The following is a 25,055-nucleotide window of genomic DNA, read 5'->3' on the forward strand; positions in this document are numbered from 1 at the left end:
AAATCGATGCCCTATTTGAATGGAATCCGTTTCGTAATGCAACCCTAAGCTGATATTCTATACGAATGAAGACGACTCACATCACAGAGCAAAAATTTGCCGATCTGGGGCTAGAGCCTCAGGTTTTACAAGGACTGGAAGCCCATGGTTTCCACAGTTGTACGCCTATCCAGGCGCAGGCATTGCCGGTAGTGCTCTCCGGCCGTGATATTGCAGGTCAAGCCCAGACGGGTACAGGGAAAACCCTAGCTTTCCTGACCGCGACTTTTAACCATTTGCTGCTAACGCCAGCCAAAGAGGGACGCAAACAAAACCATCCCCGTGCCATTATTATGGCACCAACCCGCGAGCTGGCCATCCAGATTTATAACGATGCCAAGCCGCTGATTGAAAGCACCGGACTGACCGCAGGCCTGGCCTATGGCGGCGAAGCCTACGAAAAACAGCAGAAAATTCTGGAAGATGGCGTCGATATCCTGATCGGCACTTGCGGCCGGATCATTGATTTCTTCAAGCAGCGCGTTATCGACCTGAGTTCGATTCAAGCTGTTGTGCTAGACGAAGCCGACCGTATGTTCGACCTTGGCTTCATCAAAGATATCCGCTTCCTGTTCCGCCGTATGCCTGCGCCGACTGAGCGTCTGAACATGCTGTTCTCGGCCACCTTGTCCTACCGCGTAAAAGAACTGGCGTTCGAGCACATGAACGATCCGGCAAGCGTTGTGGTAGAGCCTGAGCAGAAGACCGGCCACCGCATTCAAGAAGAGCTGTTCTACCCGTCCAACCAGGACAAAATGCGCCTGCTGCAGACCCTGTTGGAAGAAGAATGGCCTGATCGCGCGATCGTGTTTGCCAACACCAAGCACCGCTGCGAGGACATCTGGGCGCACCTGATGGCAGACCAGATCCGTGTCGGCCTGCTGACCGGCGACGTACCGCAGAAGAAGCGCGTGCGTATTTTGGAACAATTCACCCAAGGTGAGCTGGACGTACTGGTTGCCACCGATGTGGCGGCACGCGGCCTGCATATCCCGCAGGTGACACACGTATTCAACTACGATCTGCCTGACGATGCCGAGGACTACGTCCACCGTATCGGCCGTACCGGCCGAGCTGGGGCCAGCGGCCACTCGATCAGCTTCGCCTGTGAAGAGTACGCGATCAACCTACCAGCGATCGAAACCTATATTGAGCATGCAATCCCACTGTCAAAGTACAATGCGGATGCCCTGCTCGACGATTTGCCACCACCGGTTCACGTCCCACGCTCACCACGTCAGAGCGGCGGCCGCCGTAACGGCTCTTCGTCACGCCAAGGACAGTCACGCCAGCGCGGCCGTCGCCGTCCACAGCAAAACAAACAGCAGTAACCGGTAGATATGACCATGGAAAGAACAGTATCACCCTTGTATGCCGCGATTGATCTCGGCTCTAACAGCTTCCATATGTGGATTGTCAGAGACATCGCTGGCACCGTCCAGACACTGGCCAAGATCAAACGCAAAGTCCGCCTGGCGGCAGGACTGAACAGCAACAACGAGCTTAGCCTTGATGCCATGCAACGGGGGTGGGACTGCCTGAGCCTGTTTGCCGAACGCCTGCAAGATATCCCAGCGGCAAACATCCGCATCGTCGGTACCGCAGCGCTTCGTACTGCGGTTAACGCCAATGCCTTTCTTTCCAAGGCCGAGAAGATTCTCGGTTACCCGATCCAGATCATTCCCGGTGAGGAAGAGGCCCGGATCATCTATCAGGGCGTGGCCCATACCTCCGGCGGCTGCGGCAAGCGTCTTGTCGTCGACATCGGCGGAGCCAGTACCGAAGTCATTATCGGCGAAGGGTTCGATGCCAGCGCCCTGACCAGCCTCAAGATCGGCTGTGTCACTTGGCTCGAACGCTACTTCAAGGATCGCGCGCTGACGGCAGCCAACTTCGATACGGCCATTACCGCAGCCAAGGCAGCGATTAGCCCTATCGTTGAGCAGTACCAGACTCTAGGGTGGACGACCTGTGTCGGCGCCAGTGGTACTGTCCAGGCCCTGCAGGAAATTATGCTGGCCCAAGGAATGGACGAGATCATCACCCTCGCCAAACTCAAGCGGATGCAACGCCAAGCCATGCAATACGAGCGACTGGAAGATCTCGATATCGAGGGCCTGACGCTCGAGCGCGCTCTGGTCTTCCCAAGCGGGCTGTCTATCCTGATCGCGATTTTCGAATCGCTCGGCATTGAATCGATGACCCTTGCTGGCGGTGCCCTGCGCGAAGGCATGGTCTATGACATGATGACCCAGATGCGCCACCATGATGTTCGCGAACGCACGCTGGCCAGTCTGCAAAATCGCTTCCAGCTCGACACCGACCATGCAGCCGAAGTCACCGGTACCGCGCTCAACCTGCTCGATGCCTGCCAGTCGGCCTGGCAACTTGAGCCCCAAGCCCGCTACCTACTGAAAGCCTGTGCAGGTCTGCACGAGATCGGCACCATGGTGGAATTCAAGAAGAGCGGCGAGCATGCCGCCTACCTGATCCACCATAGTGACCTGCCCGGTTTTACCCGGGCCCAGAAGCACCTGATCGGCGAATTGCTGCGTCGCTACCGTGAGCAGCTAAGCAGCCTGCCGGAGCAACATGCCCTGTCGGCCCCGAGCGCAACCCGACTATTGCGCCTGCTCCGTCTGGCCGTGATCCTGTGCCATCGCCGCGACCACTGCCACCAGCCGCCATTTACGCTGGACGTTACGGACAACAAGCTGAGCCTGACCCTACCGGCAAGCTGGCTGGCCGCCAACCCGCTAACCGATGCCGAGCTGCAACAAGAGGCAAACCGCCAGAGCGACATGGGCTGGCCGCTGACCCTCATTGCCAGTGAGTAACTCCCGCACCACCAACAAAAAAAAGCACCCAATGGGTGCTTTTTTATTATCGGTTCGTTCCACGTTCTAATTGGCAGAGCAAGCGCCGGAGTTTGGCTAGAGCTCGAATTCGCACTAAAGCCAAAACCTCATCCCGCTCAGATCTAATTTCGTATTTATGACGCGGGAATTTCGTTTCATAGCTAAGAGGGCGCGCGGAATTGATATCTCTCGCCCACACTCTGTTAATGTCTGATTAGGCGCAGAAATTTCGCCTCAGCACAAAGAGGACACGCGCAGTTGATAACCATCAATGAGCATGTCCGATGCAGGGCTGGGGTGAAAGAGCCAGCCCAATCAGTGTATTAACCCGTGATGCCCGAATGGCGAAGTAACGCATCAATCTGCGGCTCACGACCACGGAAGCGCTTGAACAATGCCATTGGCTCCTCGCTGCCGCCTCGCTCTAGGATACAGTCCAGGAAGTCCGCGCCGGTGTCGGCATTGAAGATCCCGTCCTCCTCGAAGCGCGAGTAGGCATCGGCTGACAGAACTTCGGCCCATAGGTAGCTGTAATAACCCGCGCTGTAACCACCGGCAAAGATATGGCTGAAACTGTGCGGGAAGCGGCCCCACTCCGGACTTGGCACCACGGACACCCGCGACTTGATATCGAACAGGGTCTCTAGCACTTTGGCACCAGCCTCTGGGTCGAACTCGGTGTAAAGCGTAAAGTCGAACAGGCCGAATTCCAATTGGCGCAGGATCCCCATCGCCGATTGGAAATTCTTGGCGGCCAGCATCTTGTCGAGCATGTCTTTCGGCAGCGGCTCACCCGTTTCATAATGGCCGGAAATAAACGCCAGCGCCTCTTCTTCCCAACACCAGTTCTCGAGGAACTGACTTGGCAGCTCGACCGCATCCCAAGGCACCCCGTTGATCCCCGACACGGCTGGCACGTCGATTTGGGTCAGCATATGGTGGATACCGTGACCGGTTTCGTGGAACAAGGTGACGACCTCATCATGGGTAAACAGCGCTGGCTTGCCGCCAACCGGCTTGTTGAAGTTACAGGTCAGGTAGGCAACCGGCTGCTGCAAGCTGCCGTCCTGACGGACTCGGCGTACCATGCACTCGTCCATCCATGCGCCGCCGCGCTTGTGTTCGCGGGCATACAAATCAAGGTAGAAACTGCCGCGCAACTCACCCTTGGCATCGAAAATGTCATAGAACTTGACCGACTCGTGCCACACCTCGACGCCTTCGCGCTGCTTAACATCCATACCAAACAAGCGCTTGAGGACTTCAAACAGGCCGGATACAGCTTTTTGCTCTGGGAAGTAAGGGCGTAGCTCCTCGTCGGAAATGCTGTAGCGGTGCTGCTTGAGCTTCTCGGCGTAGAAGGCAAAGTCCCACGGTTCCAGATCGGCCGCCCCGAATTCTTCGGCGGCGAACTCACGCAGCTCGGCCACTTCGCGCTCGCCCTGAGGCTTGGCACGGCTGGCCAAATCATTGAGGAACCCGAGTACCTGAGCCGGGGTCTCGGCCATCTTGGTCGCCAGCGACTTCTCGCTGTAGGTGTTGAAACCGAGCATCCGCGCGATCTCGTGATTGAGCTTGAGCTTCTCGGCGATGATCTCGGTGTTGTCCCACTTGCCGGCATTCGGGCCGCGATCCGACGCGCGGGTCACGAAGGCCTCATACATTTCCTGACGCAGGGCGCGGTTGTCACAGTAGGTCATCACCGGCAGGTAGGACGGAATGTCCAAGGTAAACAGGTAGCCTTCCTGCTCTTTGGCTTCGGCTGCCGCCTTGGCAGCCAGCAGTGCCGATTCAGGCAGTCCGCCAAGCTCGGCCTCGTCGGAAACCAATTTGCTCCAGCCCATCGTGGCATCAAGGACATTGTTGCTGAATGTAGACGCCAGCTCTGACAGGCGCTTGCTGATCTCGCCGTAGCGGTGCTGCTCCTTGGCTGGCAGACCGATGCCGGACAATTCGAAGTCCTTAAGTGCATCGGTGATCGATTTTTGCTGGGCCAGGCTCAGCTCGGCAAAGCCGGCATCGGCCTTAAGCGTCTTGTAGGCTTCGTACAGGCCTTTATGCTGGCCAAGCCAAGTGCTGTATTCGGACAGCATCGGCAGGCAACTCTCATAGGCCTCACGCAGTTCATTGCTGTTCTTTACGGCATTAAGGTGGCTTACCGGCGACCAGATACGACTCAAGCGATCATCGACCTCAGCCAGCGGAACGCAGATGGTATCCCAGCTCGGCGCGGCATCGGTTGCCAGCACGGTCTCTACCGCTGCACGGCAATCGGCAATCGCCTGCTCAACCGCAGGTTTGACATGCTCAGGCTGGATAAGAGAAAACGGAGGCAAATCCGTCATGGTGAGTAATGGGTTAGACATGCGCTATTCCTTCAATATGTTGTCCCTTATTAAATGTGTCTTCATCAGGCCAAATTCAATCCTTTACTGGCAAGAAGTCACGAACCGATATTACCATTTTAACCTGCCATTAACATCATGGGCGGTGAAAATCCATGCCAATACTGGCTATTCCGTACCAATTCGCCATAATACGACCCCAACTCATCACATTTTTCTGCCGAGATCCCAGCCATGCTGAGCTACCGCCACAGTTTCCATGCCGGCAACCATGCCGATGTGGTCAAGCACATTGTCCAAAGCCTGATCCTTGATGCCCTCAAGCAAAAGGACAAGCCGTTTGTCTACCACGATACCCATTCGGGTGTCGGCCGCTACGACCTGCAAGACGAGCGCAGTGAAAAAACCGGCGAATTCAAGCAGGGCATTGCCCGGATCTGGCAGCGCGACGATATCCCGGCCGACATTGCCAGCTACATCGACGCGATCAAGGTTCTCAACCAGGGCGACGAGCTACGCTATTACCCGGGCTCACCGAAAGTGGCCAGGGCCCAGATCCGCGATCAGGACCGGATGGTACTGACTGAGCTGCACCCGAGCGACTTCCCGCTGCTACTGCAGGAATTCCGTGGCGACCGCCAAGTAAAAATCTACAAGGAAGATGCCTTTGCCCGCCTCAAGGCCAGCCTGCCGCCGAAAGAGCGCCGTGGTGTTGTGCTGATTGATCCGCCGTACGAGCTCAAGCACGAATACATGGACGTGGTCAAAGCCATCGACGAAAGCTACAAGCGCTGGGCAACCGGCACCTATGCGATCTGGTACCCGGTTGTCTACCGCGCCAATATCGACAAGATGCTAAGCGGCCTCGAGGCGCTGGGCATCCGCAAGATCCTGCAAATCGAGCTGGGCGTCGAGCCTGATACTGAAGAGCGTGGCATGACCGCATCGGGCATGATTGTGATCAACCCGCCGTGGAAGCTGGAAGGCCAGATGCAGGCAATCCTGCCGTGGCTCAAAGAGGCCATTGCACCGACACACGGCCACTGCAAGGTCGAGTGGGTCGTACCGGAATAAGCCGACGACAGCCATCAACAACAAACGAGAGGCGGGGTTTTCCCCCGCCTTTTTCGCAATCTGATTTTCTCGATCATCCCCCCTCGTAACTCCCCCCGTTCTTGATTACACTAGCTCCAACCAAATAAATAAAAAATCATTGGAGTAGAGTCATGGCAAAGCATTTTGATTACATCTGTATCGGTGGTGGCAGCGGCGGTATCGCCTCGGCAAACCGTGCATCGATGTACGGCGCCAAGGTGGCACTGATTGAAGCCAAAGCACTGGGCGGCACCTGCGTCAACGTCGGCTGCGTGCCGAAGAAAGTGATGTGGCACGGTGCGCAGATTGCAGAAGCGATGCACCTTTACGCCAAGGATTACGGTTTCGATGTCAGCGTCAACCAGTTCGACTGGGCCAAGCTGGTCGAGAGCCGCGAAGCCTACATCAGCCGTATCCACACCGCCTACGACAACGTGCTGGGCAACAACAAGGTGGAAGTGATCCGCGGCTTTGCCAAGTTCGTAGACAGCAAGACCGTCGAGGTTGACGGCGAGCACTACACTGCCGACCACATCCTGATCGCCGTCGGCGGCCAACCGACTATCCCGGCTATCCCGGGTGCCGAGCACGGCATCGATTCCAACGGCTTCTTCGAGCTCACCGAGCAGCCAAAACGCACCGCCGTTGTCGGTGCCGGCTACATCGCCGTTGAAATCGCAGGGGTACTGAGCGCGCTGGGTACCGACACCCACCTGTTCGTTCGCAAGGGTTCGCCGCTACGTAGCTTCGACCCGATGATCGTCGATACTCTGGTCGAGGTCATGGACAGCGAAGGCCCAAGCCTACATACCCACTCGGTACCGAAAGAAGTGGTCAAGGAGGCCGACGGCAGCCTGACCCTGCACTTCGAAAACGGCGAGTCGCACAATACCGACCTGCTGATCTGGGCGATCGGCCGCCACCCGGCCACCGAAGCCATCAACCTGTCTGCAGCCGGTGTCGAAACCAACGAGCGCGGCTACATCAAAGTTGACGAATACCAGCGCACCAACATCGACGGCATTTACTGTGTCGGCGACATCATGGAAGGCGGTATCGAGCTGACCCCAGTGGCCGTCAAGGCAGGCCGCCAGTTGTCCGAGCGTCTGTTCAACAACAAGCCTAACGCCAAGATGGACTACAAGCTGGTGCCTACCGTGGTCTTCAGCCACCCGCCAATTGGCACTATCGGCCTGAGCGAGCCTGATGCCATAGCCCTTTACGGCGAGGACAACGTCAAAGTCTACACCTCGAGCTTCACCGCGATGTACACCGCGGTAACCAGCCACCGCCAACCATGCAAGATGAAATTGGTGTGTGCCGGCGAAGACGAGAAAGTCGTTGGCCTGCACGGTATCGGCTACACCGTTGACGAGATGATCCAGGGCTTCGGCGTCGCGATGAAGATGGGCGCAACCAAGGCCGACTTCGACTCAGTGGTCGCCATTCACCCGACCGGCTCGGAAGAGTTCGTAACCATGCGCTAACCGATCCTCTCAAGGGCCACGGGCTTTCGAGATGATAAATTGAAAAAAGGAGGCTACGCCTCCTTTTTTTATTCCTGCAAATAAAGTGCATACAGTTATTCAGGCAGAACAATAAACCATTGATAACAATACAAGCTAAAACCTGCCACTGCATAATCCCTCAAATACCAGCGAAAAAAATTCCAATTGCTGAATAAAGAATGTAACCTTGCCCCTCCCTGATTATGGACGATCAGTGAATAGTTATTCCTTGGGAATAAGGCCGTTATTTACCTCTTTACCACAACAAAAGGTCAGACATGCAGGATCAGGTTCTTACTCAGGCCGGCAAGAAAAACCGCTGGTTGATGTTCGCCTTGCCATCATTGCTTGGTGTATTCCTCTTCATGGCACCAATCAGCTACGAAGGCTCACTTACCATCCCCATTGCCATTCTGGCCAAATCAGTACAGACCCTATTCGAGGGGATGCTGACAACGATCGTCACAGCAGCGATATCCCTGACGGCTGCAGCCACCATTGCCACCAAACTGTGCAAGCCCCGCCTTGTTACCAATAGTGCCTTTCTCAGCGGATTGCTAAACCCTAGCCTACCGTGGTTTGTCGTTCAGCAAACTGGGGCCTTGTTTGTACTGATGAGCTATTTCCAAGTCGGCCCGGCAATGATCTATGACGGCGCGACTGGCGGGCTGGTGCTCAACGACCTGCTACCTGTACTGTTCTCGGTCTTCCTGTTTGCCGGCCTGCTGCTGCCACTGCTGCTCAATTTCGGCCTGCTAGAATTTGTCGGCGCGCTGTTTACCCGTATCATGCGCCCGTTGTTCAACCTTCCCGGCCGCTCAGCCGTCAACTGTATCGCCTCATGGCTCGGCGACGGCAGTGTCGGCGTGCTAATGACCAGCAAGCAGTATGAAAGCAAGATCTACACCGAACGCGAAGCTGCCGTGATCGGCACAACCTTCACGGCGGTATCCATCACCTTCAGCCTGGTGGTCATCGCCCAGGTTAACCTCGAGCACATGTTTGCCCCGTTCTACCTGACCGTGTGTCTGGCAGGCCTAGTGGCTGCCGTGATCGTACCACGCCTGCCACCGCTATCTTGGAAGAAAGACCGATTCATCGACGGTACCATCGAGAACAATGACAGCGAAACCCTGCCTGAAGGCAAAACGGTATTCAGCTTCGGCCTTGAACAGGCCCTAGAGAAAGCCGCCGAGGTAAAAAGCCTACGCGCCGTGGCGGCAGAAGGCCTGAAAAATGCCATCGACATGATCTTCGGCGTACTGCCGGTCGTGATGGCAATTGGCACCACGGCACTGGTGATTGCCGAGAACACCCCGATTTTCAGCCTGCTCGGCAAGCCGTTTATCCCGTTCCTCGAACTACTGCAAATCCCAGAAGCAGCCGCGGCCTCGCAAACTATCGTGGTCGGCTTTGCCGATATGTTCCTGCCGTCGATCCTGGCTTCCGGTATCGAAAGCGACCTGACCCGCTTCGTGATTGCCGCGATGTCGGTCACCCAGCTGATCTACATGTCGGAAATCGGTGCCCTGCTGATCGGCAGCAAAATCCCGGTCAAACCATGGGAACTGTTTTTGATCTTCATCCTGCGTACTCTGGTCACCCTGCCGGTCATTACGCTGATGGCACACTTGTTCTTTTAACAATCCCTGCCTGACAACAAAAAGCCAGCGCTTTGCCGCTGGCTTTTTACATTGCGCCACCAGGCCAAGCAAACGAATCGATATCCCCTCCCCGCACACGGCTACACTTGCTCCGAACCGTGACAATCCCATTCCGTACAAAGAATAAAAAACGAATAAAAATTCAAAATGAAGATGTGACAACACAATTCCTCGGGTTATCTTTTTAAGCACCACAGAAGAGTCGCCTCATACTGAGCTGTAACCTCCATTTAGAATACTTCTTCAGCACTCTCCGCACATAGCTGCAAAACGAAGCAAAATTTCGACAAGATAATTCTGCAATTGTGATTGTCATCAATAACAAGACAGCAGTGTTGACCTATATAGTCACGGTGATTTTTACCGTTTTTCGGTAGAGGATCACACCTCGGATGAATAATTAACAAAAAATATTATTTGAAAGGAATTTTCATGCAGTTCAAGCGTTCAATTATTGCCGCCTCACTTCTTTCCGCACTAGCCCTTACCGGTTGTGGCAGCGACGATTCATCGTCATCCACGGGCGGCAACAATGGCGGTGGTACTACCACACCAACAGCAAAGGTCATCAAGGTAATCGACGGCTACCTCTCAGAAGCCCAAGTGTGTGTCGACCGTAACAAAAACGACCTGTGTGAGAGCAATGAAGTTGTTGGCATGACCAATGCCAAAGGCGAAATCACCATCAAGAAAGAAGATGCCGGCCACGCGGTTATTGCCAAGGCGATTGCAGGCAAAACCAGCGACAGCGACAAAGCGGGCAAGCTGGGCAGCAGCTACGAGCTTGTCGCCAATGCCGACAGCAAGGTTGTTACCCCGTTCACCACCATGGCCGAAGTGCAGAACACCACTGTCGAAGCACTGGCAGCCAAGCTCAATCTAGATGCCAACGTGATCAGCGGTGACTACGTGGCAGCCAAAGGCACGGCAGCTGACAAAGCCGAAGCCCAGAAAGCCCACCTGCTTGCCCGCAGCCTGACCAACGAATTGGCTCCGACACTGGCTGGCAACAATCCCGAGACTCTGGCGACATCGGCTGAGAAAATCACCAAGGTTATTGATGAGACCATCAACAACCAAGGCACCGACAAACTCGATGATATCGTGATCGACATTGACGAGAACGGTCAGACCAGCACGGCACCGGTGATCGCCTCGCTAAACCAGTACCTAGAAGGCAATACCCTGCACTTTGCCAGCATGAACAAGTACTACGCGGCTGAAGAAGGCGTCTTCAAAATCCATCTGGATAAAGGCACCATGATCCTGACAGATAAGACGGGCACCAGCGAAGCTGCGGCATACAGCATCAAGGACAATGCGCTGATCCACGAAGAGGAAGGCCAAACAAGCGCAGAAGAATTCGTCTACATTTCGGAGCAAACCAGTCTGGCTGTTACCCCGCAAGGCGACTTGAGCATCTGGACAACCGAGAACCTCAGCACCGCACAGCCGCTTACCGCTGCATTGGTTACAGGTCATACTTGGTACTTCCTAAGCGATGACTCGAACAACTATCAGGCAGACCCTATGCTGGCTGGCATGGCATTCGGCAAAGACGGCATCGTGACCATCACTGAAGATGGCTACGACAGTTTCACAGCCAAATGGAGTATCACCGGAGCCAACACCCTGCTTGTTGATTTCCCTGAGGGCGAAAATGACATGAACATCAAGCTGCTTACCAAAGACAGCAACATCATGACCATTGCCGACCAAGCCAACAGCACGGGCAAGGACCACTTCAGCCTGCTACTAAAAGACAAGGCTCTTGCCGAATCTATCTTGGCCAAGTGGGGCACCGAGCTTTAATCTCCCACCGCGATCCAAAAACAAAAGATAATAAAAAACCGGCCTTGGCCGGTTTTTTTTATTACTGTCATCTGTCGCTAGCAGGGCTATTGCTCCTCGGCGGCATCATCTTCCTCTTCCTCGTCACGCACGTAGAAGCGCGAGAAGAACAGGCCAACCTCGAACAACAGGCACATCGGCACTGCCAGCAAGGTCTGCGAGATAATGTCCGGCGGGGTTAGCAGCATACCGACCACAAACGCCCCGACAATAATGTACGGACGCTTTTCGCGTAAGCTTTCCGGATCAGTTGCCCCGGTCCAGCACAGCAGGATAATGGCCACCGGGATCTCAAATGCGATACCAAATGCCATAAACAGCGCAAGGACAAAATCCAGGTAACTGGCAATATCTGTTGCCACCTGTACCCCTTCCGGCGCGATACTGGTAAAGAAACCAAATACCAGCGGGAAGACAACAAAGTAGGCAAAAGCCACGCCAGCATAGAACAGCAGCGAGCTGGAAAACAGCAGCGGCATGATCAGCTTGCGTTCGTGCTTGTACAGGCCCGGCGCGACAAACGCCCATACCTGATACAGAATCATCGGCACCGCAACAAATACCGAGGTCACCAGAGTCAGCTTAATTGGCGTGAAGAAAGGCGATGCCACATCGGTTGCGATCATCGACGCCCCTTCCGGCAGACGTTCTACCAGCGGGGAGGCCAAGAAGGCATAGATGTCATTGGCAAACCAGACCAGACCAAGAAAAACCACGATGACGCTCAGGATGGCTCGCAGCAGACGGTTACGCAGCTCCAACAGGTGGCTGAATAACGGCTGCGCATCTTCAACGCTAGACATAGTGATGTTGTTTATTCCTGCTTATGAGAGGTCGTCGCCGATGGCTGCTCGTCTTTTTTCTCGGCATACGGGCGCTGCACATCCGAGGCTGCTTTTTTCAGCTCCTCGACAGAATCCCGTAGTTCAGGAGACAAATCTTTCATCCCCATCTGCTCGGCCTTGCGTAGGTTTTCCTGTAGCTCCTGAAGCTTCAGCTCCTGGGACAGTTCGTCCTTAACCGAGTTTGCCATATTACGAGCAGCACCAACCCAGCGCGATACCGAACGGATCGCGACTGGGAGGCGTTCCGGCCCCAGTACAACCAATCCCACCACGGAGATCAGTATTAATTCCCAGAACCCGATATCAAACACGCGTTAAACCTGCTCTTTGTCTTTTTGGCTCTTTTGAGCCTGTTCGCCCTGCTGATCGGCCAGTTTCTTCTGATCGAAATCAGCGTCTACTTCCACGTCTTTCTTGGCTGCTGGCTCTTCGTCGCTGATCGCTTTCTTGAAGCCTTTCACAGCAGAACCAAGGTCACCACCAAGTGTACGCAGTTTCTTGGTGCCGAACAGAAGGACAATGATCAGTGCGATGATCAACAGTTGCCAGATACTAATACCACCCATGCTTGTTTTACCTCAGCTTCTTGTGGTTAATAACAAAGTTTTATTCGTAGGCTGCATACTCTACCCTTATTTACGGCAGGCACGCCACCCCAATAACCAAAACATGATACCGACACCTGCGCTGATGGCAGGATAGGTTTCCACATGATTACTAAAAAGTATGGCAGAACATACAACCAGAGTTGCACCAATGCCAAAGTAGAACCTTGCCTGTCCCTGGTAACGTCGACTTTCCATAAAGTGATCGTAAAGTGTATCGATTCGCTGGTTCAGCACATTGCCCTGACGCAAACTATCGTAAAGAAGTTCCGGCAGCTCCGGCAGTTTCTCCGCCCAGAACGGCGCACGGCTCTTAATCCCGTCAATCACGGCCTGCGGCCCGACCTGACGGGACATCCAGTCTTCGAGGAACGGCTTGGCGGTATCCCACAGATCCAGCTGCGGATACAGCTGGCGCCCCAGCCCCTCGACGTACAACAACGTCTTCTGTAGCAACACCAGCTGCGGCTGCACTTCCATATTGAAACGGCGCGCGGTATTGAACAGGTTCAACAGCACATGGCCAAACGAAATCTCGGCCAAGGGTTTTTCGAATATCGGCTCGCACACGGTACGGATCGCAAATTCGAATTCATCGACGTTGGTATCCGCAGGTACCCAACCCGAATCGACATGCAATTCAGCGACCTTGCGGTAATCCCGGTTGAAAAAAGCCAGTAGGTTTTCAGCCAAATACCGCTTGTCGTCCCTATTGAGGGTGCCGACGATACCACAATCGAGTGCAATCCACTGTGGGTTTTGTGGGTTTTCCCGTGCAACAAAAATGTTGCCAGGATGCATATCGGCATGGAAGAAGCTATCGCGGAACACCTGGGTGAAGAAGATCGTCACCGCATTTTCCGACAGCAACTTCATATCCGTTCCGTTGGCCACCAGCGCGTCGATATCCGATACCTGAATACCGTAAATCCGCTCCATGACCAGCAGGTTTTCCCGACAGTAGTCAGTGAATACCTCCGGGACATAGAGCATATCGCTGTCCTCGAAATTACGCCGCAACTGAATACCGTTGGCAGCTTCTCGCATCAGGTTCAGCTCATCGAGCAGGGTTTTCTCATACTCGCGCACCACCTCGACCGGGCGCAAGCGACGGGCCTCGGGCAAAATCTTGGACAACAGGCCGGCCATTCGATACATCAGGCGGATATCAGCCTGTATCACCGGCAGGATATCCGGGCGAATCACCTTGAGCACCACCTCGCGGCCCGTCTCGCGCAGGGTTGCCGTATGAACCTGAGCAATCGACGCCGATGCCAGCGGCACCTCGTCAAAATCATCAAACCAGGTTTCGATCGTCCCGCCCAGCGCGGCCTCCATCTGGAGTTTCGCCTCGCGGCCATCGAATGGGGCGACCTGATCCTGAAGCAGGGCCAGTTGGTCGGCGATATGCGGCGGGAACAAATCACGTCGGGTCGACATCATCTGGCCAAACTTGATCCATACCGGACCGAGATCCTGCAGTGCCAGACGCAGGCGCTCGCCGAGCGGCTTGTCCGGATGCTCATTGCGGATCCAGAACAGTGATTTGCGCAGGCTTTTCGGCAGTTGCAGGCGCGGGTCTTCCGGCAGCAACTCGTCAAGGCCATATCGAAGCTGGACGGCAGTGATCCGGTACAAGCGCTTGAGTTCGGAAATTGCCATCATGATGGGAGGCGCTCCAGCAAACGGTTGATCCGCGCTTCGGCACGGGCCACATCAGATTTAATATCATCAACCTGATCGGCAAAATAGGCGATCTCCAGCGCCTGCGGGGCCAAACGCCACTCCTCGGTGATCACCTCGGCCAGATCGCGCTGGCGACGGGCGATCCCACGGCGGACGAACTCGGCTCCGTTCTTTACCCCAGACACCAGCGTGTGGGCCATGATATCGCCGGTATATTGCGACAGTTTTTCTTCCACATCTGGCTTGAGGCCACTAAGAAGGGTCGAGAACTGCTGGGCCAACTGGATATCACCATCCAGCGAGAGTTTATCGGCCTTGATCAGCTGAGTCAGGTTCGCCTGCTGGCGAAGCTCCGGCAGCACCGAAAGGTTAAGTGCCAACTCACAGTCCAACTCACCCTCGTAACCGGCCAGCACATCAATCTGCTGGCTGAAAACAAAATACAGCTGCTTGCCGAATTCGTTGATCGTTACCCCGATCACCTTCCCCTTAAGGCGGGCAAGTCGGCGCTGGCTGGCCTCGTCTTCGTTGAGCAGGGTGTTTAGCGCGGTCTCGACCGCGCCGGTAACAAAAGCATCTAACGGCATGGCATCCTCAGAACTTGTAGCCACGGTGCAGAGCAACAATACCACCGGTCAGGTTGTAGTAGTTGGTCTGCTCAAAACCGGCCTCGCGCATCATGCCTTCCAGCGTATCTTGATCTGGGTGCATACGGATTGACTCGGCCAAGTAGCGGTAGCTGTCTGCATCGTTGGCAATCACCTCTCCCATTTTCGGTAGTAGGTGGAACGAATAGGCATCGTAGATCTTGGACAGCGGCTCGATGATCGGCTTGGAGAATTCCAAGACCAGCAGTCGGCCGCCCGGCTTGAGCACGCGGTACATCGAGCGCAGCGCCTTGTCCTTGTCTGTCACGTTACGCAGGCAGAAACTGATAGTAATACAATCAAAATAATCATCAGGGAACGGAAGATCCTCGGCGTTGGCCTGCACATAGCCGACATTGCCAACAACCCCTGAGTCGCGCAGCTTGCTGCGGCCAACCTTGAGCATGGAGTTGTTGATATCGGCCAAAATCACCTGCCCGCTATCACCGACAATGCGCGAGAACTTGGCGGTCAGATCACCTGTGCCCCCGCCTAGGTCCAGCACCTTGTGACCACGGCGAACACCACTGCAATCAATGGTAAAGCGCTTCCATACGCGGTGGATACCCAGCGACATCAGGTCATTCATAATGTCGTATTTGGCTGCGACCGAGTGGAATACTTCTGCAACCAGCTCCGCCTTTTCGTCCTTGGCTACAGTACGGTAGCCAAAATGGGTCGTCTCTAGTGTGGTGTCCGTCATGCTACTTCCGTCATGGTTAACTTGCTGTATTAAACAAGCCCTAGTGTACTTGATGGTTGAGCTTTGCTCAAAGCACAACCTTATTCATTTACCCGGCCAGCCAATCCCACTGGCAACTCCGCTTGCCCGGGGCTGTCATCAGCCACCCCGAACATCGCCCGCTCGGCCAACTGCGGGCTAATATCCCGCTTTACTTCAACCCCAAGCTGGCGGAATCCCTCGGCCTGACGGATCACGTTACCCCGACCTGTCACCAGCTTGCTCATCGCCCCCTGATAGCTCTGGTTCGCCTTGTCGAGCGATGCCCCGACCGCTTCCATATCCGTGACGAACAAGCGTAGCTTGTCGTATAGCTTGCTAGCCCGTTCGGCTATCTGCTTGGCATTCTGGTTCTGGCGCTCATTGCGCCACAGATTATTGATGGTACGCAGTGCCACCAGCAAGGTCGTCGGGCTGACCAGCATGATATTCTGATCCATCGCATCGCGGATCAAACTCGGGTCAGCTTCTACCGCAGCCTGGAACGCAGGCTCCACCGGGATGAACATCAATACGTAATCAAGGCTATCGACGCCATGAAGCTGATGGTAGTCCTTACGGCCTAGGCCGCGAATATGGCCGCGCACCGAGGCGACGTGATCACCGAGTGCCAGCTCGCGCTCGGCAGCCGTGTCGGCATGGAAAAAGCGCTCGTAGGCCACCAGTGACATCTTGGCATCGATCACTACGTCTTTGTTCTGCGGCAGATGCACCACCACATCAGGCTGGTAGCGCTTGCCGTCTTCGTTCTCGAGACTCACCTGAGTCTGGTACTCATGCCCCTCACGCAATCCCGATTCACTCAGCACCCGCGCCAAGACCACTTCCCCCCAGTTGCCCTGGGCTTTGTTGTCCCCCTTGAGGGCCTGCGTCAGGTTGACGGCCTCGCGCGCCATCTGCTCATTGAGCTGCTTGAGGTTGTTGATCTCATGAACCAGGGTATGGCGCTCGCGGGCCTCATAGCTAAAACTGTCGTTGACCTGCTTGCGGAACCCCTCCAGCTGCTCGCGCAGCGGCCCCAACAAGCGATCGAGGCTCAGCTGGTTCTGCTGATCCACGGTACGGGTCTTGTGCTCGAACAGGCGGTTGGCCAAACTCTCGAACTGGATCCGCAGCCGCTCCTCGGCATTTTCCAACAAGGCTATCTTCTCGTCTGCCGCCTTTTGCTCTTCGAAGTGGCGGGCTTCCTGCTCGCGCAAGTCAGCCTCAAGACCAGCATTGGCCATCCGGGCATTTTCGATCTGCTCGGACAAATACTGCTTCTCGTTATTGAGCGCATCGAAATGGCGCATCTTCTCCAATGCCGCCGCCAACCGGCCGTGCATCTGGCGCAGCTCGGCCGTCAGCCGATCGCGCTCGATGTCCATTTCGTCCAGCTCTTGGTTGCGCTCATCAAGCTGTTGCTGGCAATGCTGCTCACGGTGGCGAGCCAACACCAGCTCCGATTCTGCCTGCTGCCGAAGCAGAGCCAATTGCTGCTGCCAGCGATTATTGACCAGCCATACCGCAACCGAACCGGCCAGTACCGCCCCCGACACACCACTGACCACTACCACTCCGTATCCCGATAACCACTCACTGATCATATTCTTATTCTATCCTGACCCATTATCCCAACAGGCGGCAGCCTGTGTATTGTTGACACCAAGGCTATGTCGGCACTGGATAAATGTCCAGACCCGCATCAAGGGTAAGATCACGCCAGCAAAATCCGCATCGCCCCCTATCGATAAGCTAGTTGGTGATACTGTAATCGCTTACACTGACTCCCCTGACCTGCTGTCCTGCCGACAGCCTTTGATTTATGGATGAACAATGAACGAACGTCATGCGCTCGGCTACGGGCTGGCAGCCGTCCTGCTGTGGTCGACCGTCGCTACCGCCTTTAAAATAACCCTCGATTATTTTACCCCAACCCAGATGCTCGCTGCCGCCAGCGTGGTATCGGCCGCCGCCTTGATGGTCATAGCCGCCCTCCAAGGCAAGATCCATCAGCTTGGCCGTACCTTCCTCAAGCGGCCGCTGTATTACCTCCTGCTCGGTCTTATCAACCCGCTGGCCTATTATCTGGTCCTGTTCAAGGCTTATGATCTGCTGCCTGCATCGCAGGCCCAGCCGCTCAACTATAGTTGGGCCATCACCCTGACCCTGATGGCGGCCGTCTTCCTCGGCCAGACCATCCGCAAGCAGGACTGGGCGGCCTGCCTGCTTGGCTACCTCGGCGTGGTCGTGATCGCCACCAAGGGCAATGTCATGGCCCTGCAGTTCGACAACCCGACCGGGGTCGCACTGGCTCTGCTCTCCACCCTGCTATGGGCAATGTACTGGATCCTCAATACCAAGAACCAAGCCGACCCGGTTCTCGGGGTACTACTGGGCTTTCTTATCTCCCTGCCTTTCTCGATCGGTCTGAGTATCTACCAAGGCGGGTGGGGCTCGATTCCCTGGCAGGGCTGGGCCGCCGTCAGTTATGTGGGCTTGTTCGAGATGGGGATCACCTTCGTCCTGTGGATAAACGCCCTCAAGCTGACCCGAAACACCGCCCGCATCAGCAACCTGATCTTCATCTCACCGTTTATCTCACTGCTCCTGCTGGCCACGATTATCGGCGAGACGATCCAGCCGTCGACTTTGGTCGGGCTGGTACTGATCATCTGCGGTCTGGTCGTCCAGCAATGGAAAGGCAAGGCCAGCACGACCCAAAATGCGACCTAGAGACATATCCATTACCACGCAAATAACGGGCAAAAAAAAGCCTGCCACGTCAGTGGCAGGCAAACAAGCAGTGAATCATGGGTTGTCGAGACCCTGCGCCTTGAAAGGGACGGCGTCTTATTATGTCGAGAACCTAAAAACTAATCAGGCGGTTGCCGGTGCGTGCCAGCGCTTGCCGTAACGTGACCAGAGCAGCAGCAGCCCCGGAACCAACAACCACATTTGCAGCACCATCAGGTTTGGCGGCGTCAGATCCAGGCGCTGGGTCAGACTCACCAAGGCCCCTGCACCACTCATCTGGAACAGCCCCAACAATGCCGCTGCCGTACCCGCCCGGTCACCGAATGGTGCCAGAGCCTTGCCGGCCGCCGAGCCCAGCACAAAGGCAAAGCCGAACGACGAGGCAAAAATCGGCAGCATGAAGGCCCATGCCTGATGTAGGTGGCTCATCACCAGCATCGCGCCGCCAGCCACCACCAAGATCAACAAACCGGTATTGAGTGTCTTGCGGGTGCCAAAGCGGTCAATGAACCGAGGGGCCACCATGCAGGCAATAATGTTGAGACCGGCATTGATCCCGAACCACACCGTAAACTGGTTCATATCCTGACCCAGCTCCATCATCAGCCAGACAGGGGCCGAGGTGACATAAGCCAAAATCACTGACATCGACAGCATGCACAGGGTCGCGTGGAACAGGAACATCGGCTCGCGCAGTACCGACAGATAGCGCGACAGGCTGATCGCCGAGCCGGAAACATCAGTATTGGCCGGGCGGGTTTCGCGGAACAGGCACAGAACCAGAGCACCGGCGACGATGGCAAAGCCTGCCATGAAGCTAAAGTTAGAACGCCAGCCGAAAACATGGGTCAGCCATGTCCCGAGCAGCGGGGCCAGAGCAGGAATAAAGCAGATCGCACCGTTGAGGTAACTGATCATCCGCCCGCTTTTCTCCGGGCCGAAACTGTCGCGCACCGCAGCAAATGCCGCGACCGAGGTGGCACAAGCACCGAACCCCTGCAGCAGGCGTGCGACCAGCAACAGGTCAAGCGACTGGGCCGTATAGGCCAACGCGGCACTCAGGCCGTAGATGGTAATGCCACCCAAGGCGATAGGACGGCGGCCAAAACGATCGGCCAGCGGCCCGGCCAATAGCTGGCCAAGACCCAGACTGAACATGAACCAGGTCACGGTATCCTGAACCCGGGTTACGTCGACCGCAAACGTATCGGCGATGGCCGGGAACGCCGGCAGATAAATATCAATGGCCAAGGGGCTGAACAAGACCAGCACCACCATCAAGGCGATCAGGCGCGGGCCTGCCGTTGTTGTTACTTGCATAAATAGGTGTCCTATATCGAGATAGCGGCAGTCTACGTGGTTAGAGATATGAATAGAAATGGTATATATTCAAATCTCAATTTCCCATTTGGAATATCTCTACCGAGGCTCCCGTGTTGCCGGAAAAACTCTCCCGTCTCGACCTCAACCTCTTGATCTGCCTGTTTGTCCTGCTCGAGGAAGGCAGCGTCACCCAAGCGGCCAACCGCCTCTGCCTGAGCCAGTCAGCCGTCAGCAAGAGCCTCGGGCGATTGCGCGAACAATTCAGCGATCCGCTGTTCACCCGCACGGCCCACGGCCTCAAGCCCACCCCGAGGGCCCAAGCACTACAGCCACAGCTCGAACAGTTACTGCGTGATATCGCCCACCTCACCGCACCGGCCGAGTTCGTCCCGGCCACCAGCCACCGCCATTTCAAAATGGCACTGGTAGAAAGCGCCTATCCGCTCTTCCTGCCCCATTTCCTCGGCGACATTTTTGCCAAGGGGCCGAATATCATCCTCGACACCCAAGCCTGGAATGGGGACACATTCGAAAAACTCGGCCGCGGTGAAATCGACTTCGGCATCACCGGCAAGGATCTCAACCCACTGGATGCGATGATGACCATGATGCCGCCCAAGGGGATCCGCTCCACCGAGCTCTGCCGCGATTCGCAAGTCTGCCTGATCCGCCAAGGCCACCCGGCCCTCAGCCAACGCTGGGACGAAGAGTGCTATCTTCGCCAGCGCCATATTCAGGTTCGCTGCGGCAACAACGACCGCTGGCTGCTCGACTTCAAGCTCGCCGAACGCGGACTGTGCCGCGACATCGCCATGTACGTCCCGGATTTCAACAGCGCCGCCAGCCTGTGTACCCATACCGATCTGGTCTTCACCGCACCGAGCCACTTCGCCAGTTACATCAGCAGCCAACTCGGACTCGAGATGCTACCGCTGCCATCAGTACTTCCTCCTATGGCCTATACCCTGTTCTGGCATCAACATCAGGAAAAAGATCTCGGGCACAGCTGGTTGCGCCAAATCATCATCCATGGCTGCCATGATTTGTCTGCAGGCCAATTGCAGGCCGACAGCAAAAGCGATAACGTAGGAAATCCCGCCAAACCGTCACAGGGACGGTGACTTAGTGAAAGGAAAAGAAACCCCATGCAAGCTGAAATCTCGCAACGCGTCGCGCAGATCCGCCAATGGCTGGCCGATCAGCAACTCGATGCGCTCCTGATCCCCCACGAGGATGAATACCTCGGTGAGTACATTCCCGACCACAACGAGCGCCTGCACTGGGCGACCGGCTTCACCGGTTCGGCCGGCATGGCCGTGATTGCGCGCGATAGCGCGGCGATGTTTGTCGACGGGCGTTATGTGGTGCAGGTACGCAAACAGGTTCCTGCCGAAATCTACGAGTACCGCCACCTGATTGACGAACCACCAATGCAATGGGCGCTTGAGAACCTGCCTCGCGGCAGCAAAGTGGCCATTGACGCCCGCCTTCACAGCAGCGCCTGGCTCGCTCGCCACTCCGAGATGGTGAACGGCGAACTGGAGTTGGTTTGTATCGACGAAAACCCTATCGAACTGTTCTGGCATGATCGCCCGGCACCTACCCTGTCCGACGCCAAACTGATGGGGATCGAGTTCGTCGGCCAAAGCAGTGCGGAAAAGCGCCAGCACATTGCTGCCAACGTGAAGAAGCAAAAAGCGGCTGCCGCGCTGCTGACCCAGCTGGACAACATTGCATGGCTGCTAAATATCCGCGGCAGCGACATACCAAGCCTGCCGGTCCTGCTATCGACAGCTATTATCCATGCAGATGAGACCGTCGACTTCTTTATCGACCCGGCCCGCCTGCCTGCGGACTTCGCCAGCCATGTAGGCGCCGGTGTACGCGTCCAGGCGCCGGAAGCCCTTGAGGCGACCCTGCAGCAGCTCGGCAGCAAAACCGTACTTGTCGACCCTGCCACCAGCAATGCCTGGGCAAGCCAGGTCCTGCGTGCGGCCAACGCCACCCTCATTGAGGCAGCCGATCCTTGCCTGCTACCCAAAGCGGCCAAAAACGCCACCGAACTTGCCGGTATGCAAGCCTGCCATATCCGCGATGGTGTTGCCGTATCGAAATTCCTGGCCTGGGTTGACCGCCAAGTCGCACAGGGCAACCTACTCGACGAGGGGACGCTTTCCGACCAGCTATGGGCCTTCCGCAGCGAAGACAGCAGCTGCACCGATGTCAGCTTTGATACTATCTCTGCAGCAGGTGCCAATGCCGCCATGTGTCACTACAACCACCTGAACCAACCAACGCCTAGCGTGTTGGAAATGGACAATGTCTACCTTGTCGATTCAGGCGGCCAGTACCCGGACGGCACCACGGATATCACCCGCACCATTGCGATCGGTACCCCAGGCGATGAGATCAAGCAGGCCTTCACCTTGGTCCTGAAGGGCCATATTGCCTTGGCTTCTGCCCGTTTCCCGAAAGGCACAACAGGCTCGCAGCTGGATGCCCTTGCCCGCCAGCACCTATGGGCACACGGGTTCGACTACGATCACGGCACCGGCCACGGCGTCGGCCACTTCCTCAGCGTTCACGAAGGCCCGCAGCGTATCGCCAAGGTTTACAACCCAACGGCACTGCTGCCGGGCATGGTGCTGTCTAACGAGCCTGGCTACTACCGCGCCGATGCCTTCGGTATCCGGATCGAAAACCTGGAGCAGGTTGTCGAGGTGAGTACCAACGGTGATATGAGCGTACTGGGCTTCGAATCGCTGACCCGCGCGCCGATTGACCGCCGCCTGATTGAAATCTCTCTGATGACAGACAGTGAGCTGGCTTGGCTGAACACCTACCATGACAAAGTGTTCGCGGCGATCAGCCCAGCACTGGACGGTGATGATTTGGCATGGCTACAGCAGGCAACCGCCCCGCTAGGCCGCTAATAAAAAAACGCCCGCAGAGCATCGCTCCGCGGGCGTTTTCACTTTCATCCCATACCTGATCAGCCTGAATAGGCCCGATCCCAGTCTTTCCACACCACTTCAAGTCCGCGCGATCTCACGGCCTCTGCAACCTCAGCCACTGCACGCTCATCACTAATCGCGAACTGCTCTAGTTCCGGCTCGCCGCCGTCGGCATAACCACCGGGCTGGGTCTTGGAGCCCGCCGACATCGTCGTGATCCCCAACGGCAAGACATTATCTCGAAACTGCGGTGACTCTCGGGTCGACAGCGACAACTCAACCTCGGGGTTGAGCAAACGGTAGGCACAGATCAGCTGGACCAGTTGGCGGTCGCTCATCACAGACTTTGGCTGCAACCCACCCTCACAAGGGCGCAGGCGCGGAAAGGAGATCGAATAGCGGGTCTGCCAGTATGTTCGCTCCAGATACGCCAGATGCGCGGCCACAAAGAAGCTGTCTGTCCGCCACTCCTCCAGGCCAATCAGCGCGCCTATGCCTATTTTGTCGATCCCGGCACGGGCCAACCGATCGGGTGTTTCAAGCCGATAAGCAAAATCCATCTTATTGCCACGCAGATGATGCTGGGCATAGGTCGGTGCACTGTAGGTTTCCTGGTACACCATCACGGCATCAAGCCCCAATGATTTCAGCTCGGCGTACTCGTCTTGATCCAACGGCTGAACCTCCATCGCCAAGTAACTGAACTGCGATTTGATCACTGGCAGGGCCTGGCGAAAATAGTCCATCCCGACCTTGCGTTCATGCTCCCCAGTCACCAGCAGGATATTGTCGAACCCCATCGACTTAATGGCATCGCATTCGCGCTCCACCTCGTCCATTGCCAACGTTCGGCGCCGGATCCGGTTCTCCATCGAAAAACCACAGTAGGTACAGGCATTGGCGCACAGATTGGACAGATAAAGCGGCACATAAAAAGACACTGTTTGGCCAAAACGCTGGCGAGTCAGGGCAGCCGACTGCCGAGCCATCTGCTCAAGGTAGGGCTCAGCGGCAGGGGAGATCAGTGCCTTAAAATCTTCCAGATCGCGTTTCGGTTTTCGCAGGGCGCGCTCGACATCGGCAGTATCCTTGCTGTAGATCGACAACTTGACTGCATCCCAGTCAAGCTGCTGCCAAACCTCGACAAAGCTCATCATGCCCCCTTAGCCAGCGCTGTCTAGAAAAGCCGTCAACGGACTCGATGCGACAGCATGGTTGGCCCGGCTGGCCAACCCTGCTTCATACGCCATCCGACCCGCCTCAACCGCCAAGCGGAATGCCCGCCCCATAGCGACAGGATCTGCAGCCACTGCCATTGCGGTATTGACCAGTACGGCATCAGCCCCCATCTCCATCGCCTCTGCGGCATGGGAAGGGGCACCAATGCCAGCATCCACAATAACCGGAACACGGGCCTGATCGATGATAATCTCCAGAAAATCACGTGATGCCAGCCCTTTGTTCGAACCAATCGGTGCCCCTAGCGGCATCACCGCGGCACAGCCGACCTCCTCAAGCCGCTTGCACAGGACGGGATCGGCATGACAATACGGCAACACCACGAAGCCCTCCCGGACCAACTGCTCGGCAGCGTTCAAGGTTTCGATGAGATCGGGCATCAGGTATTTGGGATCAGGATGAATTTCCAGCTTGAGCCAATTGGTCCCCAAGGCCTCACGGGCCAATTTGGCGGCAAAAACCGCCTCGCGAGCGGTCTTGGCACCGGACGTATTGGGCAACAGGTTGACACCCGCCCCTATCAGAGGGGCCAAGATGTCATCATCCCGGTTATCAATATCCACCCGCTTAAGGGCCATCGTCACCAGCTCTGAGCCCGATGCAATAATCGAGTCGGCCATCATATGGCGATTGGCGTATTTACCGGTTCCGGTAAATAGCCGTGACGAAAAAGTCTTGTCTGCAATGGTTAGCATTTAGCCTCCGGCAATCGCTTGGAACAGTGCAATACGGTCACCGTCATTCAAAACGGTGTCTTCCCAGTTACCGCGGGCAACAATATCTTCATTGAGCGCGACGGCCGTGGCGGCCAGAGGCATCTCCAGCAGGCCCAGCAAGCCGGCCAGATGAGTGCCACCCGCAACGGTAAGCGGCTTGTCATTGACCACTATTTGAATATCTTGGTGTGTCGTCATCGTA

General features: G+C 56.1%; 21 protein-coding genes. 9 read left to right on the forward strand and 12 right to left on the reverse strand.

Annotated elements, in window-relative coordinates; translation table 11 throughout:
• Positions 1-65 precede the first annotated feature (65 nt).
• Positions 66-1,370 (forward strand): ATP-dependent RNA helicase RhlB, encoded by a 1,305-nt coding sequence (gene rhlB / locus ACSF8X_RS01600; protein WP_500850563.1) that lies wholly within the window; start codon positions 66-68, stop codon positions 1,368-1,370.
• 15 nt (positions 1,371-1,385) lie between these two features.
• Positions 1,386-2,876 (forward strand): guanosine-5'-triphosphate,3'-diphosphate diphosphatase, encoded by a 1,491-nt coding sequence (gene gppA, locus ACSF8X_RS01605; RefSeq protein WP_500850564.1) that lies wholly within the window; start codon positions 1,386-1,388, stop codon positions 2,874-2,876.
• A gap of 344 nt (positions 2,877-3,220) precedes the next feature.
• On the opposite strand, the gene prlC is transcribed toward gppA, so the two are convergent.
• Positions 3,221-5,263 carry an oligopeptidase A gene (gene prlC / locus ACSF8X_RS01610; protein ID WP_500850565.1) on the reverse strand — a complete coding sequence of 681 codons (2,043 nt, stop codon included), beginning with the start codon at positions 5,261-5,263 and terminating at the stop codon, positions 3,221-3,223.
• Between the two features lie 213 nt (positions 5,264-5,476).
• Between prlC and ACSF8X_RS01615 the strand changes: the two genes are divergently transcribed.
• The 4 genes from ACSF8X_RS01615 to ACSF8X_RS01630 all read left to right on the forward strand — a co-directional run bounded on the left by ACSF8X_RS01615 (position 5,477) and on the right by ACSF8X_RS01630 (position 11,321).
• A complete protein-coding gene (locus ACSF8X_RS01615; RefSeq protein ID WP_500850566.1) occupies positions 5,477-6,316 on the forward strand; it encodes a 23S rRNA (adenine(2030)-N(6))-methyltransferase RlmJ in 840 nt (279 codons plus the stop codon).
• A gap of 152 nt (positions 6,317-6,468) precedes the next feature.
• On the forward strand, positions 6,469-7,824 hold the full coding sequence (gorA, locus tag ACSF8X_RS01620; protein ID WP_047877693.1) for a glutathione-disulfide reductase: 1,356 nt from the start codon (positions 6,469-6,471) through the stop codon (positions 7,822-7,824).
• 299 nt (positions 7,825-8,123) lie between these two features.
• Positions 8,124-9,488, forward strand: coding sequence for a YjiH family protein (locus ACSF8X_RS01625; RefSeq protein WP_500850567.1), 1,365 nt, complete (start codon positions 8,124-8,126; stop codon positions 9,486-9,488).
• A gap of 453 nt (positions 9,489-9,941) precedes the next feature.
• Positions 9,942-11,321: a hypothetical protein gene (locus ACSF8X_RS01630; RefSeq protein ID WP_500850568.1), complete on the forward strand. Its 1,380-nt coding sequence runs from the start codon at positions 9,942-9,944 to the stop codon at positions 11,319-11,321.
• 86 nt (positions 11,322-11,407) lie between these two features.
• Here the strand turns inward: ACSF8X_RS01630 and tatC are convergent, their stop codons facing one another.
• From tatC to rmuC, 7 genes are all read right to left on the reverse strand, one after another.
• Entirely contained in the window at positions 11,408-12,163 is a 756-nt protein-coding gene (gene tatC, locus ACSF8X_RS01635) for a Sec-independent protein translocase subunit TatC (RefSeq protein ID WP_047877690.1), read from the reverse strand.
• A gap of 11 nt (positions 12,164-12,174) precedes the next feature.
• Positions 12,175-12,516 (reverse strand): Sec-independent protein translocase protein TatB, encoded by a 342-nt coding sequence (gene tatB, locus ACSF8X_RS01640; RefSeq protein ID WP_047877689.1) that lies wholly within the window; start codon positions 12,514-12,516, stop codon positions 12,175-12,177.
• Between the two features lie 3 nt (positions 12,517-12,519).
• Entirely contained in the window at positions 12,520-12,771 is a 252-nt protein-coding gene (gene tatA, locus ACSF8X_RS01645) for a Sec-independent protein translocase subunit TatA (RefSeq protein WP_047877688.1), read from the reverse strand.
• A 66-nt stretch (positions 12,772-12,837) separates the two neighbouring features.
• The gene (gene ubiB, locus ACSF8X_RS01650) at positions 12,838-14,472 is read right to left on the reverse strand and encodes a ubiquinone biosynthesis regulatory protein kinase UbiB (protein WP_500851124.1); all 1,635 of its coding nucleotides are present in this window, start codon (positions 14,470-14,472) and stop codon (positions 12,838-12,840) included.
• A complete protein-coding gene (locus ACSF8X_RS01655; protein WP_500850569.1) occupies positions 14,472-15,083 on the reverse strand; it encodes a ubiquinone biosynthesis accessory factor UbiJ in 612 nt (203 codons plus the stop codon). The genes ubiB and ACSF8X_RS01655 overlap by 1 nt, the downstream gene beginning before the upstream one ends.
• Before the next feature lie 7 nt (positions 15,084-15,090).
• On the reverse strand, positions 15,091-15,846 hold the full coding sequence (ubiE, locus tag ACSF8X_RS01660) for a bifunctional demethylmenaquinone methyltransferase/2-methoxy-6-polyprenyl-1,4-benzoquinol methylase UbiE (RefSeq protein ID WP_500850570.1): 756 nt from the start codon (positions 15,844-15,846) through the stop codon (positions 15,091-15,093).
• A gap of 80 nt (positions 15,847-15,926) precedes the next feature.
• Positions 15,927-17,471, reverse strand: a complete 1,545-nt coding sequence (gene rmuC, locus ACSF8X_RS01665; RefSeq protein ID WP_500850571.1) for a DNA recombination protein RmuC — start codon at positions 17,469-17,471, stop codon at positions 15,927-15,929.
• A 229-nt stretch (positions 17,472-17,700) separates the two neighbouring features.
• Here rmuC and ACSF8X_RS01670 point away from each other — a divergent pair, with 229 nt between their 5' ends.
• Positions 17,701-18,600, forward strand: coding sequence for a DMT family transporter (locus ACSF8X_RS01670; RefSeq protein ID WP_500850572.1), 900 nt, complete (start codon positions 17,701-17,703; stop codon positions 18,598-18,600).
• 144 nt (positions 18,601-18,744) lie between these two features.
• On the opposite strand, the gene ACSF8X_RS01675 is transcribed toward ACSF8X_RS01670, so the two are convergent.
• Positions 18,745-19,941, reverse strand: coding sequence for a multidrug effflux MFS transporter (locus tag ACSF8X_RS01675; protein WP_047877684.1), 1,197 nt, complete (start codon positions 19,939-19,941; stop codon positions 18,745-18,747).
• Positions 19,942-20,057: 116 nt separating this feature from the next.
• Between ACSF8X_RS01675 and ACSF8X_RS01680 the strand changes: the two genes are divergently transcribed.
• Positions 20,058-21,065, forward strand: a complete 1,008-nt coding sequence (locus tag ACSF8X_RS01680; RefSeq protein WP_500850573.1) for a LysR family transcriptional regulator — start codon at positions 20,058-20,060, stop codon at positions 21,063-21,065.
• Positions 21,066-21,089: 24 nt separating this feature from the next.
• Entirely contained in the window at positions 21,090-22,877 is a 1,788-nt protein-coding gene (locus ACSF8X_RS01685; protein ID WP_500850574.1) for an aminopeptidase P family protein, read from the forward strand.
• A 59-nt stretch (positions 22,878-22,936) separates the two neighbouring features.
• Here the strand turns inward: ACSF8X_RS01685 and thiH are convergent, their stop codons facing one another.
• The 3 genes from thiH to thiS are packed head-to-tail and all read right to left on the reverse strand — an operon-like array spanning position 22,937 to position 25,051.
• Positions 22,937-24,052 carry a 2-iminoacetate synthase ThiH gene (thiH, locus tag ACSF8X_RS01690; RefSeq protein WP_047877681.1) on the reverse strand — a complete coding sequence of 372 codons (1,116 nt, stop codon included), beginning with the start codon at positions 24,050-24,052 and terminating at the stop codon, positions 22,937-22,939.
• Positions 24,053-24,061: 9 nt separating this feature from the next.
• The gene (locus ACSF8X_RS01695) at positions 24,062-24,832 is read right to left on the reverse strand and encodes a thiazole synthase (RefSeq protein ID WP_500850575.1); all 771 of its coding nucleotides are present in this window, start codon (positions 24,830-24,832) and stop codon (positions 24,062-24,064) included.
• The gene (thiS, locus tag ACSF8X_RS01700; protein WP_500850576.1) at positions 24,833-25,051 is read right to left on the reverse strand and encodes a sulfur carrier protein ThiS; all 219 of its coding nucleotides are present in this window, start codon (positions 25,049-25,051) and stop codon (positions 24,833-24,835) included.
• Between the last annotated feature and the right edge of the window lie 4 nt (positions 25,052-25,055).

It is taken from the genome of Photobacterium panuliri, from assembly GCF_059920555.1.